Here is a 15,317-nt window from a genome sequence, read left to right on the forward strand (position 1 = left end):
TCATTCCTAACTGAGAGTGCCATAGAACCAGTTGTGTAGTCCAGCTGAATATTCAATGGTTATACTCATACCCGTTGCATGTCTAGGTAAGATACTTAGAGGCTTCGTCGCCCTCGATTAGCTACACAAGGAGATGCCAGCAATATGCCAAAGATCTCAGTCGTAATTCCTGCCTACAACGTAGGTATGTACCTTCGGGAATGTCTCGCCAGCATCAGCTCACAAGATTATAAGGACTTCGAAGCTCTGGTCATCAATGACGCAAGCACGGACAACACGTCAGCCATTGCAGCAGAAGCGGCAGGCAAAGACGGAAGAATTCGATTGGTAGAACATGCCAGCAACATGGGTACCCACTTGGCAAGACGCACTGGTGTGCAGGAAGCCAAGGGTGAATTTACCTTCTTCTTAGATGGCGACGATGCCCTGGCACCGTCCATGTTAAGAGAGCTCGCAGAGGCGATAGACCTTCACCCTGCTGATATTATGCATTTTGGCATCACTGTGATGGCAGCGAACGGCACTCTGGACAGGGAACGGCAAGATTTCGAGAACTTTAACAACAAGCCCACTAGGCCAAGCCAGGGCCTCGACATCATTCGGGACATTTTTGACGAAGACCGCGGACAACAGGTGGACTGGCGATTTACCCAACGGCTCTATAAAACAACCTTACTCAAAAAGGCCTTCAAGGCCATGACAGGCAATCGCCTAGGCCGCTCTCAGGATGGATACGAATGCTTTGTCACCTCGGCGCTTGCGCAGTCTTATCAACCTATCAAGGAATGCAGAGGATACCGCTACTACTACGGCCGTGGAATTAGCGGCACCGGTCAGATTTCCCCCAAACTTTATGCACGCTATTGTCAGGAATTTCAATCGAACTTTACAGCTGCTTATGATTTCGCCGACAACCAGCACTCGTCCATATTACAGGACTGCGCCCTGGGATTCGAGCATAAGGGCACGGAGATACTGGCCAATGACTGGCTGTTGCGTATCGATGATAGGCAAAAGGCAGCAGCTGCTCAAGATATGAGCAACATTTTCGGTCCCGCTATCACTGGCAGGGAAATATACCGCTTTATTAGAGATAGAGCGTATGAGCTTCTTAATCAGAAATCTGTCATTAAGGATGAGGACCCTCTGTGGGGATGGAAAGCCATAGCAGATAAGGTGTATGTGAACTCTGCTCCCCCCCTGCAGCTTGAACGCTATCAAAGCATGCGCAGCAAGGCCAATGAACATCTGAACGATCTCACGGCCCGACAGACGATTGATACCTATAATCGACAGCGCATTAGAATTTTTGTAACAACGCACAAAAAGGTCGACATCCCCAAATCCAAGATTCTGCAACCAGTGCAGGTAGGCCCTGGCCTTAAAAAGGCAAGGATGAAAAATACCCTGCACGATGACGACGGCATCAACATCTCAGAGAAAAACCCCAGATACTGCGAACTCACCACGCAGTACTGGGCATGGAAAAATGTCGATGCCGACTATTATGGATTCTGCCATTATCGTCGGTACTTTGATTTCTCCAAGGTCAACCACAGAGAGAATCCTTATGGGGAAATCATGGATGACTACATAGACGATGCCGCCATCCAGCGGTATGGGTTGGATGATACAACTATCTCCACAACTGTTAGGGGATATGATATCGTCACCACCGGCATCAAGGATCTTCGAACAACTATCGACAATTGGGGCAGCCCTCTGGCTCTATACAGGGCCGCACCGGACCTGTACCTGAAGGATTTGCAAAAGGCATGCTCCATCGTCATCAAGTCACACCCCGACTATAGCAATGATGTTAAGCAGTATCTGCACGGGCATTATTCATGCTTCTGTAATATGTTTATTATGCGCAAGGATCTCTTCTTTGCATACTGCGAGTGGCTGTTCCCTATACTTGACGAATTCGAGCAGAGCACGGATATGTCCTTATACAGCCACGAAGGTCTGCGCACGCCAGGCCATCTGGCCGAGCGGCTTTTCAATATCTGGCTTATTCATCAGCGCCGGATCAAGCCCGCGTTGCGTATCAAGGAGTTGCAGTGTGTTCACTTTACCCATCCCGAACAAGGCACGATCTGCAGGCCTCTTGAACTTGCCGGCAATGCAAAAGAGATCATCCCGGTAGTCTTCGCTGCTAACGATACCTATGTCCCTATGCTTACTACAGCCATTCACTCGCTCCTGTCAAACGCATCAGACAAGTATCATTACGATATTGTTGTTCTGGAAAGAGACATCAGCGAACAACATAAAGCACGCATGAGGAATTTCCTTATGCTCTCTCCTAACATCACCTTGCGTTTTGTGAATGTGGAACGTGAAATTGCTGGCTGCAACCTGACAACTTCTAATCAACACATCAGCATCGAAACCTACTACCGCTTTATCATCCAATCTATCTTGCCTTTTTACGACAAGGTTTTGTATCTAGATTCGGATTTGGTAGTCAACGACGATATTGCAGAACTGTACGATACGGATTTGGGCACTAATCTTCTAGCTGCTATTCACGACATCGATTACCTGGGCAACCTGAACAACAAGGACGGCAAGCGACTGCGCTACAGCAGACAGGTATTAGGCATGCGAGATCCTTATTCCTACTTCCAGGCAGGCGTACTTTTGCTGAATACCGCTGAGATGCGAAAGCTGCATTCCCTGTCGGAATGGCTGCGGCTGTCTTCGAATCCTCGGTTTATTTACAACGACCAGGATGTTCTGAATGCCCAGTGCCAAGGTCGAGTGACTTACCTTGATTGGTCGTGGAACGTGATACATAACTGTGACAGCAGGCTGGAACGTATATTCAGCCATGCGCCGGCCAAAGCTTACTACGACTACCTTCAGTCCCGTAACCAACCAAGGATTATTCATTACGCCGGATTTATAAAACCTTGGAATGACGCCAGTTGCGATCTGGCCGACATTTATTGGTCTTACGCCAGGCAAACCCCCTTTTACGAGATCCTGATACAGCAGTTATCTAGTCCCTATAACCAGGGACAGGTGGCACAACATGAACGTGCGATTTCTGAAAACAGCGGACTCCGCAAGTTGGTTGACCCTATTGCCCCGATCGGCAGTGCCCGTCGCGAGATCTTGAAAACAGTAGCCAGAGCGGTGGAAGGCCGACAGTAGCTTCATCAGACGCTGTTGACTCTTCCGCAAAGAACAGTCGGCAGCGTCTAATTCCTTTCGGCTGCACAGTGCCAAGGCGCGGTGATCGTAAATATCTCAATCCTGCTACCCGACAGTTACCTTTCAAAACATAAAAACAACAAACATAGGCTACTTACTTATTTGCAAGCAAAACGATAAAGGTTCCATTGACTCCCAGGCTCATTTGGAGAATCAAGGGCAGTGATTTTTACCAAAGTTCCTCGTTGTTCATATTCATTGATCAAACGGTCATCGTGGAAAGGATAGTACTGCTCCTTGTAGGTGAACATGCGCAGGCTTGGAGATTGAGGGCCCATGGTCAAAAAGTACTTGCTACTTCTATCCTCAGGATGGCTCTTAGCCGTATAGCTGGTCACAACAGGGCACACTGTATGCAGTAAGTGTTCAGAATTCCCTGACGCAAATGCACGCTCTACATTTCCAAACACCCGGCCATTTTTTGTATCCATCGGATTGTACACGGGATACAGCATATCTAGCCCATATAGAGTCATTCCATACATAGAACCGTTCAAAGGGTCAGACACCACTACGGCATCGTCTTCCACTAGATTATGTACTTTTTTTAAAGCATAATATTTGTCACGGCTCAATTGCTCGCCTGGAGTCTGAGTTTCAACATTGGTGCTTCCAGCAACGATCGCTGACAACTGCTTTTTCGCTGGTTCAAAACTTGAGCAGAGCACCAAGGTCAAAACTAGAAACGACACTGTGGCCACACCGACAAGTGATAGTTGGACATACGATGAAACAGGGCGGAATAGAAGATGAGACTTGATACGTTCGCTAGGACGAAGCGTAAGCAAAGGAGAGCCGTTTTGCGGCTCAAGAAGGCATCGCAGACCAAACGCCAATAGGGGAACAACTGCCAAGGGTATCATCGTCAAGGGGCGAGTCTCCCCGCGGTACCAAGCGGCAGTGATTACGTTGGCCACTGGCCCAGTAAGTGCAGAACTCGCAATGAAGATCAGCGAAGTTAGAAGAAACGCTCCGTCCACAGCCAGTGCATCCCGAAAACGCGCTCCGCACAATAGCAGGATAGCAATAAACGATATGCAAACCAGAGCTGCCATAAAGATGCCTGCAAAACCAGGAATGGAGTCAGTTAACACCGTCTGCACTGCATTGCCAAAACTTCGTGTAGGACGAAAGGTATGGAACCACGCCGAAGGATGAAGATAATCCTTGCCACGATCACGATGAGAAACATATATAAAGAAAAACACAGCTGCGAGGCAGACGAAAAGAAGAAAATAGAGAATGTTCTTTTTGGACATCTTTGCGAATATAAAGGGTCCCATAAAGACTAAGTAAGTGAATGCCAGTCTAGGATGGGCTAATAGCATTAGGCAAGCAAAAATAATCGTCAGCAGAGACCATCGGAGCACGCGAGTAACTGTGCGTTCGCTCCGTATGGTGAGTACATCTAACAATCTGAGGCTGAAATACATCAGGAAAGGTAGTATCGACGTTGCAAGTCCATATGCAATGAGAGGCCCGGCGTTGAGCATCCAATACGGATGTGCTACTGATAACACTGACAGAACGGGTACGACGATATTGAGGATGGTCCGGTATCTTATAGCTGCATCTGAATAAAAGTAGGAACACCACAGCAACATTCCCATTGGAAAAAGAATGCCCGAAGTCAACAGCCATATCAAATTGAGCCCGGTAAAGATATTAATTTCGATTCCTAACCAATTCGATACACTGATCAATAAGTATACTAAAACATGAAATAGTGGAGGATAAAAACCATCATTCGGATTAAGTTCCAATGCCGCTGATAAGCCGTTTTTCATGAGCTTGCGGATGAAGTAATAATGCGAAGGTGCATCAATAGCTTGAATAGGAAGGTTCCACATATTCCAAGTTTTGGGGAACCATCTTATTACCATGAACAATGATAATAGCAGGCCTAGGCATGACGATAGCAACAAACGATTTCGTAACGCAAACCTATACGGAAGCATCTCTACAGCTGCATACTGTGAAATTTTCCTCTTCTTATGGTTATCTAAAATCCTCACATCAGCGCCTATCGTTTTCTGTATACGGTTTGTTCACTCCTAGCCACCAACTACCGAGGATATGCGAAACACAAGATATAACATAACCAATTATAGTAATTTTAAAAATTGATATCAATGTTTTACTCAAGTAGGGCAAGACTTCTCCAGACGCAGGCCAGAGATGAAGATTCTATTTAGAGAGTTCGATTTTCTATTTCTATAGACACTAAACAACATTAAGTTCCGCAAGTACCCGCATTACTGCATTACTCGGTCAATACAACATATTAGAAGACCACAGATGTGCTTTCGCGTACTCCAATGCGGAAGTTTACAGGCATGATAAGCAGTCCAGCTGTCTCATTACTTTTCACGAAAAGCAGCGAAAGCGTTAGCCCTTCGATCATGGCTTTATTAAATCGGAATTTGATTTTCGTCCTGCAGAGGTTCCATGTCCAAACACAGGCACCATTCTGCTATGTGGAGTCCGGTTACCAGAACGCTTTAACTTTGGTATTGACTATTCCCTTTCTCGATTATTCATACGGATCAGAGCCGTCGCCACAAGTTTAAATACAATCGTTACTGTTGTGGGCTCTTAGATACCTGAAGCATATTGTCTTCTCCTGGCTCTGATATTAACAATTCGTAATCTAATACTCCATTTCCAGTTGTTCAACAAAGCACCTATACTCACCAACCTCATCTTAAAAACCTCTACAATTAATTTTTATTACGACCTTTATCAACTTAGTTGGTAGCAGGATACACTTCTTCAAATATCTTTTATTAAGTTAATACCACGACCTATTAACCTACTAGTTCGAGCTGATCCCGCAATCGGAGTAGCTTTGATCAGTCTGCTGAGGATATCCGTTCCCCCTGACCGCAAACAGAGCCCCAAGAGCCAAAGGGGCCGTCACTATTGCATGAAACACATACCTCGTGGGATCCATTCGTCCCGGAACAGAAAATGATATGGCATATGCAAGGAGGCTCAGCACTGAAATAAAATAAGGTAATGTCCGCATAGCCAATACGCTTAGATTCTCCCTTCTACGTCTTCTCCAACCGGCATATAGAATGAAGAAGGGCACAACTGATGACCAGGTAGCCACGTAGAAAAAAGCATTAAACACAGGTATTGTTGTCAGCGTTTGGAGCGTCTCTTGAGCCAACCGCTGGCGCCAATTAGGTTCAGGATCACTGTGTAGCCGTCCATAGGTATCCGGGTTAGTCGCAGTCCATGCATTCACGCGCGTCACCATGGGTTCCTGACTATATGGAGATTTTTGAGCATTGGTGGATTGCGGCCCAACAAAACTCATCCATCCACCCTCTAAGCAGAAAAAACCATTTAAATAGGACAAAGGATGACGAATTCCTACATTCGCCCACAGACGTGCGAAACTGAGCAAAGACCCCCTAGGGTTGTTGGCCCCGTAGCCGGTAACAGGATCAGCTAAATAGGGTGTATACTTTGAAGCCATTCCCTCCCAGCCAAAAGGCATTATCTCATCTACCGTCTCTTTCTGAGAACCAACAGTTGTAGTTGAATGATCATAAGCCGTCCTAGCCAGCATTTGCACGGGCGTGACAATCGCTGCAACTTTCTCACCCGGAACTACATGCAACGCAGGAAAAAGCAGTGCAGGTACCAGTACGTTGATGACCAGCCATGTAGACGCCGCCAAGCAAACGACTAAAATTTTCATTTTCTTACGAAAATGACCGAGAACCAGTAGGAGTAAGCTCACCACGATAATGTAAAGACCTGTCTTTTTTGTCAGAGAACTTAGAATTGTCAAAACGATAAAGGCACTGAGAAAACGAGGATTTCTCAAAGGCTCCAGTCCACCATCAACCAGCTTTACGTACAAGATAGTCCAAGGCAGGAAAAATAAGGCATGTGTAGTATCTTTGCAAATCACCATAGCCATCATGGGAATTATCGGAAACAAACAGAAGAAAGCTGTGCAAACGGTAATGATTCTTTTTCTCATCGACCTTGTAGACATGTATGCCAACACCCAAGCGATGCAAAGCGCAAACAGAAGAACCTGAATTAAGGCACACAAGGAAAAGCCAAAATCCGGATTTCCCGTTAGGAACCGTCCAAGATCAGAAAACCAACCATAAAGGAAAGTATCAAAAAAAGGGTGACGGTCAGATATGACCCCAGGAGCTAGGCTGAAAGCTGCAATTCCATAATATTGAGCAAGCTGATCTCCTGTATCCCAAAAAAGTGATCCCGGATATAGCAGTAACACATATGGAAGCCAACAGAGGAAAATACGCATACCATCGAATAGCACACACCTGGGCGACTCAACATGATTAAATTTTAACCATTTCAACAAACCGTGTTTTGGCTTACTAGTTCGATCACCGTAAAAAGTGGCAGTCTTATCACGAAAACAGAAACGGAATATTGCAGCGAATAAGAACCAGAACAGTATTCCATAGAGAACGATATTCAGGTATAGGTGTGGCTGCCTCCATTGAATAGCACCATAGGTTCCTGCATCCGAAGACAGAGAGAAGAGCACTCCTAAAAGTAGAGGGAAAATACAACCTTCCACTGTTCTGTCATTCAGTAATCCGTCAGGGTTCTTGCCATGTGCGATCTGCCCGATTCGATTCCACCGATTCATATACATCTTGTGAGTCTTTTGGACGCAGCTACGAAATTCAGCCATGATTCTCCCTGCAAAAATAACCGATGCGCTGATATTTGAAGTTTACCCTTCTTACTGCTTTTTACAACACAAAAAGACATCTCTGATTTATTACTACATTGATTAATATATTGATACCCTCTGAAATCCATACGAAAGAGCAGAGAAACACGCATAGCCATTTTTACCCCCCTGCTACACACACAGATAACTATAACCAAGAGAATATGATTTCCAGTAAGCCTGGCTTTAGGCCGACCGCATGTCTTTGACAATATCCCTAAGATGCCGCTAACGACTTCTATAGCAGAACGACGAAATGCTATTGTTCGTAAGAGCCTCGACAAGGCATGGGCATGTCATAAGAGCTATGCTTGACGCTATTGATGCCGATGTGTAGGTGCGTGTTGACGAAGAGAAAACGAGTCTAATTTACGCTCATAACCCAACCAGACTCAAGACAGGATCATGTCTCGTGCCAAACTCGGCACTCTCGTTAATTTCGCCGAACTATATCACAAAGATTAGTCCTGCAATCCTCATAGAATCAGTTGAGCACTTCTCCGGTTATCTCGTCGAAATGATAGGGATAGCCTTTGACCACTTCAACCCTTTCCCACCCACCTCCATAACAGGATCGCAGTACACCCATTTACCCCGCTTGATGACGAGTACTTCCATTCATAAGTAATGATGCTGCTTCAATCATAGAAGTGTCGCCGATTCCCGTGAATACAGGCCTCTATACGGAGCATTTGACTGTTGGACGGATCATAGCAGACCCAATTGCCGCTGGAAGACGACACACGCTTACAAACCAGAGCCATACTGCCCGTCACAGGATCGAAGAAATACCATTTACCAACCTTTCTGCTTTCTTTCTTAACCATTTTCCTGTTTGCTGAGTACCTTACCTATTCGCCACCACCTGTAATGCGACAGGGACCTAGGCTCATAACCATATTGCCGTCATGGGCAAAGCAGTACCAAAACTCCATCGATGAAACTCTGCCGTGGGCCATTCGCAAAGTTCAGGTATCGTAATAAAACCTTCGCCAATCAGGTAATTTCTTCCAGCCTTGAGCCAACCGACCATCTTGACCTGCACGGTACCAAAACCGGGCATAAAAAGTATTATTGAATTACTACCTGGATTTTTGAAGCCTGTGCATCATCCAATCCCAAAGGCTCAGCAATTCTTTCCGAATCATCCCCACCCCCATCCCCATCAGGATTACTTTGTCCGGCTGATGTATTCTGAATATAGACTTGCACACCGTTTGATGCACCTCCAGTCGAAACTAATTTGAGCAGGGTTCCAGGACGTATCCTGTGCTGGCTCAAGTACCTAAGCAATGCCGGATCCTGATCGCTAACTCGCCATACGCGTACGGTTCGCCCATCTTCCACCTGTGCCAGGGGCTTCGTTAGAGGGACAACGGGCATGTTGCCGGATTCTGTCGGTATGGCATCCCCATGTGGATCCTGGGCAGGATAGCACAGATAGCGATCAATCCTGTCAACTAACTTTTCAGACACGGCGTGCTCAAGGGCATCAGCCTCCTCGTGCACTTCATCCCAGCTATAGCCCAGCACTTCCACCAGAAACGTCTCCAAAAGACGGTGGCGACGGACCATAGTAACGGCCGAACGCCTACCTGCCGAAGTGAGGCCAACCCTTCCATAAGGCTTATGCTCCACCAAACCGGCATTAACCATACGTGAGAGCGCACCCGAAATGGTCGATTGCTTCATGCCTGTCCGTTCAGCGATATCCGTCGGGTGGACTGGGCCATCGTCCCACTCCTCCAGATCCCAAATCACTTTGAGATAGTCTTGGACACTGGTGGAAAGTTGAATGACGTCCATGTGCATAGTCTATAGCACAGTTCTTTAGCCCCTTCCCCAAGTTTTGGCAAGCATTAGCAGAATCTGGCATGTAGATAATGTCACAGACATGTCATTGCCAAAGTCTCGCAATTTTCATATGGCACCATTAGACTTCGAAGGGTCGAAGTTTTCTTCCAGACCTTTGAGCAACCAGAATCAAGGAAGGTGACATGCCGAACACTCAGACCCGACCCGCCTCAGGGTCCGCCAGCCCAGCCGGATCCGAAGTCAGGACTCCGCCGTCCAGTCGGCAGCACCAGTCCCATCCCATTATCGAGACGGCCAACGGGCGCTCCCTGGAAGAGATCAACGCCACAATCTCCGTGCCCAGCTCAACCTCCTCCTTCTGGAAGAATCTGGCAGCCTTCTCCGGCCCGGGCGCTCTGGTGGCAGTCGGCTACATGGATCCAGGCAACTGGATCACCTCCATCGGCGGCGGCGCCCAGTATGGCTACCTGCTCATGAGCGTCATCCTCATCTCCAGCCTGATCGCCATGATGCTGCAGTACATGTCGGCCAAGCTGGGAATCGTGACTGGTCTGGACCTGGCCCAGGCCACCCGCCAGCACACCAGTCGCCGGCTCAGCTTCGTCCTTTGGATCTGCACGGAGCTGGCTGTGATGGCCACCGACATCGCCGAAGTGATCGGCGGAGCCATCGCCCTGAAACTGCTCTTCGGCATTCCGCTGATTTTAGGCGTAACGCTGACTGTCCTGGATGTGCTCATCCTTCTGCTGCTGACCAAGATCGGCTTCCGGCGCATTGAGGCCATCGTGGCCACCCTGATTCTGGTCATCATGGTGGTCTTCCTCTACGAGGTCTTCCTGGCCAAGCCTGACATGCCCGCGGTCTTCCATGGGTTCATCCCCGACAAGGCCATCCTGGGCAACGGCCAGTTGACCATGGCTCTAGGCATCGTGGGCGCCACGGTCATGCCTCACAACCTCTACCTGCACTCATCCATCGTCCAGACCCGCGACTTCGACCGGAGCGACGACCGTCAGGTTGCCAACGCGGTCCGTTTCGCCACCTGGGACTCCAACATCCAGCTCACGGGCGCCTTCATCGTCAACTGCCTCCTCCTGGTGCTGGGTGCCGCCATGTTCTTCGGCCACGGCGAGGGGCTGGATACCTTCACCGCCCTCTACAACGCCCTGGGCGACAAGACCATCGCCGGGCCGGTCGCCTCCGGCCTGCTCTCCACCCTCTTCGCCGTAGCCCTGCTGGCCTCCGGTCAGAACTCGACCATCACCGGCACCCTGACCGGACAAATCGTCATGGAGGGCTTCATCCGCATGAGGATCCCTCTCTGGCTGCGCAGGCTGGTCACCCGTGTGATCTCCATCATCCCCGTGCTGATCTGCACCATCGCCTTCGGCGGCAAGGAGTCCGCCCTGGATAGCCTCTTGGTCTACTCCCAGGTCTTCCTGTGCGTGGCCCTGCCCATATCCATGATCCCCCTGGTCTGGTTCACCTCCTCCAAGAAGATCATGGGCAAGTATGCCAACCCTCGATGGATGGCCTTCCTGGCCTGGATTGTCGTGGCTGTCCTGACCGGGCTCAACCTCCAGCTGGTCATCCAGGATGTGGGCGAATTGATACAGATGCTCTGAGCGCCAGTGCTCTGATGAGAGCCGTCGCCGTTTGCCGATTGAATGAGGCATCGTCGGCGGCTCTCTCTTGCAATTCCGCCCGCAACAGACACATCACTCTTTGTCGTCATGAGCATCTTGCTCGATTAGTGACATATCTGACTCTCGCTCAGCGCGCATATCCACCAACTCCATCCCCAGTCAGATACGGTGGAGAATAGCAGGATTTTATCAAGAGTCCTGTCATCAGCGATCGAGTGGTCAACCAGGAGCTGGGTCGCAGACCTGGCCAGCTTGGGACTGTCAATCGCAAAACTCATAGAGGTCAGAGGAATCGAGCAGACATGAACGACAAACTCACTACCAACGAAGGGCAGCCTTGGGCAGACAACAACCATAGCCAAACGGCGGGCACCCGTGGACCTATCCTCATGCAGGACTACCAGCTCCTCGAAAAGCTGGCCCACTTCAACCGCGAGCGCATACCAGAGCGCGTAGTCCACGCCAAGGGGGCTGGGGCCAAGGGAACCTTCACCTTGACCAAGGACATGAGCGCCTACACCAAGGCCGACGTATTCAACGGAGCCGGCAAGACCACGCCCATTCTGCTGCGCTTCTCCCAGGTGGCCGGCGAATCCGGCTATCCCGACACCCTGCGTGACGTGCGCGGTTTCGCCCTGCGCTTCTACACGCAGGAGGGTAACTACGACGTAGTGGGCAATAACACGCCCATATTCTTCGTCAACGACCCCCTGAAGTTCCCCGACTTCATCCACTCGCAGAAGCGCGACCCGGCCACCCACCTGCGCAGCCAGGAGATGCAGTGGGATTTCTGGTCGCACTCCCCCGAGTCTGTGCACCAGGTCACCTATCTGATGGGCGACAGGGGCAACCCTGCCAGCTACCGGAACATGAACGGCTATGGAAGCCACACCTTCAAGTGGGTCAATGCGAAGGGCGAGCAGTTCTGGGTCAAGTACCACTTCCTGAGCGAGCAGGGCGTGAAGAACATGACCGACGAGACCGCCGCCAAGGTCGCCTCCGAGGACACGGACTTCCTCCTGCATGATCTTTACGATGCCATCGACCGGGGCGACTACCCCAAGTGGAAGGTCTGCGTGCAGATCCTGCCCTACCAGGAGGGCCTGGACTACAAGGACGATATCTTCGACGTGACCAAGGTGGTCTCCAAGAAGGACTATCCGCGCATTGAGATAGGCGAGTTCGTGCTGGACACCAACCCGACCAACTATTTCGATGATGTAGAAGAGGCGGCCTTCTCCCCCGCCAACTTCGTCCCCGGCATCGAGCCGTCGCCCGACAAGCTCCTGCAGGGCCGGCTATTCGGATACAAGGACGCCGAGCGTTACCGTCTGGGTGCCAACTACGAACAGCTGCCCATCAACCGCCCGGTCAACGAGGTCCACAACTACGAGCGCGATGGGTTCATGTCCCAGGGCCAGGATGGATCGGTCAACTACGAGCCCAACAGCAAGGGCGGCCCCGTAGAGGACAACGATGCCCGGATGCATGGCGATGCTGTCCAAAGGCAAACCGAGTACTCCCGTCCCTACGACAAGGACTATTACTCTGCAGCCGGCCGTCTCTACAGGCTGATGAGCCCGGAAGAGAAGGACCGCCTGATCCAGACCATCAAGAACACTCTGGGCTCTGTCGATGACCAGGAGATCCAGGTTCTCGAGACCAGGCAGTTCTATCAGGCTGACCCGGATTACGGCCAGCGCGTGGCTGAGGCCCTCGGCCTTTCCATGGATCAGATCAAGTAATACAAGAACAGGGCGGGAACTGCCGGCGACACGTCTGAACTGGCCTGCAATCCCCGCCCTGTGTTACTATTTCCTAGTTGCCTTGATAAGGGTCACGTAGGCTACGGCCCCGTTCATTGCAGCCTTGGAGGATTCGCCTAGTGGTCTATGGCGCACGCTTGGAAAGCGTGTTGGGTTCACGCCCTCACGAGTTCGAATCTCGTATCCTCCGCCAGTAGAGTCTTGGACAGTGGCCCAAGACTCTTTTTGTATGCAGAATATCGGTATTGTCATCCTTTGCGCTGTCGATCCCCCTGATCTTCCACTTTGTTTGATCTTATCCGTTCGTTTAATATAGTAAGCTAGGCGGCCTTGTTGCCAGAAGAGGCCTCATCACCTAAGTGCCTCGCAAGACAGTGATGTCCGGAGGCGACCAGACGCTGCGAGCATGGGCGAGACAAAGAAAGTTCAGGGCCATATCTTTGAAGACTTACTGCAAATGCAGGCGAGGATACACTCAGGCCCGTCACCAGTTACAAGTTGGCACCCGTGCATCTTTGCAACAGGTGGGCTTACTCAAGCGAACCACCTGTCGCTTCCCCGTGAGGTTCGAGACCGGGGCAGAGCGGGGACTTGACGCATGAGCGACACTATCAAAACATGCCTACGCAATGCGGCCATTGGAGTCCCCCTATTATTTCAGAGCATTCTTTTTAACGTCATGTTCTATTGCGACTCCTTCCTGCTCGGCTTTGTCGGCGAGCACGAGGTGTCAGCAGTCTCGGCAGGCTCTCAAGTCATCTGGTTGTATGAAGCCCTGATAACATGTCCAGCCTACGTCTGCGGGACTATAGTCGGCAGACTTGAAGGAGCAGGCCGAAGATCAGAGATACGCACTGCTATATCGAGATGTTTCGCCTTTACCGGTGCTCTTGTTTTGATCGTGGGTTCGGGACTCTTCATAACATCGCAAACCGTTTCTTTTGCAATGATTCATAATCCGGATGCCGCAGACATGATGACCATCTATGTCAGGTGGGCCACTGTCGCATTTGCCTTAAGCACCTTGGGCACGGTCGCAGAATATGCCCTTCAGAATATGAGAGAGCAGAGGAAAGTATTATCTATCTACATCTGCGAATTCGCGATTAAACTGTCAGCTTCGGTCTTCTTCCTTTTCTATATGCATCTCGGCATTTTTGCCATCATCTCGGGAATGCTGCTATCAAAAGTGGCAAGAGTCGTGATGTTGCTTTTCACGCTCTTTCGTAAGATGCGTGGATTGGCCTCCGCCAGGGGACATGCCTATGAATACTCGTGGCAATCCTATACGAAGCAGTGCGTGCCGCTTGGCCTTTCAGTATTGCTGTGGAACATATCCACCATCATCATCTCTTCGAGCTTCGGCAGACTCGATATTTCCGCATATACTGCATATGCGTTATTGAACAATGCCGTGTACATCATCCTTATTCCCACTGAGGCATATACAAAATCACTGGCAGTCCTGGTGGCCCGGCTGATAGGCGCCTCTTCCGGGCTCGGCTCGGAGTACGTCCATAGTAGACTGCAGATTATGCGATCTGCAAATGTGATGATCGGCATCATATCAGTGTGCATTTCGTATATCTATATAAACGTCATACCTTTGATGCAACCGGGCATCAGCACAAGGGTGTGGTCGCAAGTGCATGCAATCGTTCTGCCCTTTTTGGGATATATCGCCTGCAAGAGCATAACTGATTCGATTACCGAGGGCTTCCTTCGCCCAGTATTGGATAACGCTTTTCTTTTCCTTGTCGAATTCCTGGCCTTGCCCTGCACAATAGTCGTTTTCTACGTCCTCAGCATTTCCCTGCTTGACGGATTCTGGTATCTCTTCGGGCTTGAGTTATTCAGGATGTTGCTGGTCTGTGCCCGAGAAGCAGTCTGGGTCCGAAAAGGGCTGTCGAATGCTACAAAAGACGATGGATAAATTAATTCCCTTATTTTCGTCGTCTCTTATGTATACGTGTCTGGGAATCTGCAATGAATCTCTTAATTCTTGTATTCTCCGGCAACAAAGGTTCTCTTCGCCGATCCAGAATCCTGTTCGCATTATGCAATTATGCAGTTGGCGTTTCCAAGAGTTTTAAGTATCAAATTATGACCGATGTATGTATCCCTGCTCGT

Annotated in this window: 7 protein-coding genes and 1 tRNA gene; 5 read left to right on the forward strand and 3 right to left on the reverse strand. The window is 49.6% G+C overall.

Features of this window, described 5'->3' with window-relative positions; genetic code table 11:
• The first annotated feature begins 144 nt into the window (after positions 1–144).
• Positions 145–3,162: a DUF4422 domain-containing protein gene (locus QRX40_RS06545; protein WP_313837164.1), complete on the forward strand. Its 3,018-nt coding sequence runs from the start codon at positions 145–147 to the stop codon at positions 3,160–3,162.
• Between the two features lie 158 nt (positions 3,163–3,320).
• Here QRX40_RS06545 and QRX40_RS06550 read toward each other — a convergent pair whose 3' ends face one another.
• The 3 genes from QRX40_RS06550 to QRX40_RS06560 form a co-directional block, all read right to left on the reverse strand.
• Entirely contained in the window at positions 3,321–5,180 is a 1,860-nt protein-coding gene (locus QRX40_RS06550; RefSeq protein ID WP_313837267.1) for a DUF6541 family protein, read from the reverse strand.
• Positions 5,181–6,037: 857 nt separating this feature from the next.
• A complete protein-coding gene (locus QRX40_RS06555) occupies positions 6,038–7,918 on the reverse strand; it encodes a DUF6020 family protein (RefSeq protein ID WP_313837165.1) in 1,881 nt (626 codons plus the stop codon).
• A gap of 1,113 nt (positions 7,919–9,031) precedes the next feature.
• A complete protein-coding gene (locus QRX40_RS06560) occupies positions 9,032–9,766 on the reverse strand; it encodes a metal-dependent transcriptional regulator (RefSeq protein ID WP_313837166.1) in 735 nt (244 codons plus the stop codon).
• A 191-nt stretch (positions 9,767–9,957) separates the two neighbouring features.
• On the opposite strand from QRX40_RS06560, the gene QRX40_RS06565 reads away from it, so the two are divergent.
• From QRX40_RS06565 to QRX40_RS06580, 4 genes are all read left to right on the forward strand, one after another.
• Entirely contained in the window at positions 9,958–11,400 is a 1,443-nt protein-coding gene (locus tag QRX40_RS06565; protein WP_313837167.1) for an Nramp family divalent metal transporter, read from the forward strand.
• 323 nt (positions 11,401–11,723) lie between these two features.
• Positions 11,724–13,166, forward strand: coding sequence for a catalase (locus QRX40_RS06570; protein ID WP_313837169.1), 1,443 nt, complete (start codon positions 11,724–11,726; stop codon positions 13,164–13,166).
• A 126-nt stretch (positions 13,167–13,292) separates the two neighbouring features.
• Positions 13,293–13,380: transfer RNA gene (locus QRX40_RS06575), tRNA-Ser, on the forward strand.
• Positions 13,381–13,785: 405 nt separating this feature from the next.
• Complete coding sequence (locus QRX40_RS06580; protein WP_313837170.1) at positions 13,786–15,120, forward strand: MATE family efflux transporter; 1,335 nt, start codon at positions 13,786–13,788, stop codon at positions 15,118–15,120.
• Positions 15,121–15,317: the final 197 nt, after the last annotated feature.

The sequence above is a fragment of the Bifidobacterium sp. H6bp9 genome, assembly GCF_032193695.1.
Lineage (GTDB): Bacteria > Actinomycetota > Actinomycetes > Actinomycetales > Bifidobacteriaceae > Bombiscardovia > Bombiscardovia kimbladii.

What these genes read in the sequence shown, in the direction of transcription:
- QRX40_RS06545 (WP_313837164.1), top strand. Translation starts at nt 145, where the DNA reads ATGCCAAAGATCTCAGTCGTAATTCCTGCCTACAACGTAGGTATGTAC.
- QRX40_RS06550 (WP_313837267.1), bottom strand. Translation starts at nt 5,180, where the DNA reads ATGCTTCCGTATAGGTTTGCGTTACGAAATCGTTTGTTGCTATCGTCA.
- QRX40_RS06555 (WP_313837165.1), bottom strand. Translation starts at nt 7,918, where the DNA reads ATGGCTGAATTTCGTAGCTGCGTCCAAAAGACTCACAAGATGTATATG.
- QRX40_RS06560 (WP_313837166.1), bottom strand. Translation starts at nt 9,766, where the DNA reads ATGGACGTCATTCAACTTTCCACCAGTGTCCAAGACTATCTCAAAGTG.
- QRX40_RS06565 (WP_313837167.1), top strand. Translation starts at nt 9,958, where the DNA reads ATGCCGAACACTCAGACCCGACCCGCCTCAGGGTCCGCCAGCCCAGCC.
- QRX40_RS06570 (WP_313837169.1), top strand. Translation starts at nt 11,724, where the DNA reads ATGAACGACAAACTCACTACCAACGAAGGGCAGCCTTGGGCAGACAAC.
- QRX40_RS06580 (WP_313837170.1), top strand. Translation starts at nt 13,786, where the DNA reads ATGAGCGACACTATCAAAACATGCCTACGCAATGCGGCCATTGGAGTC.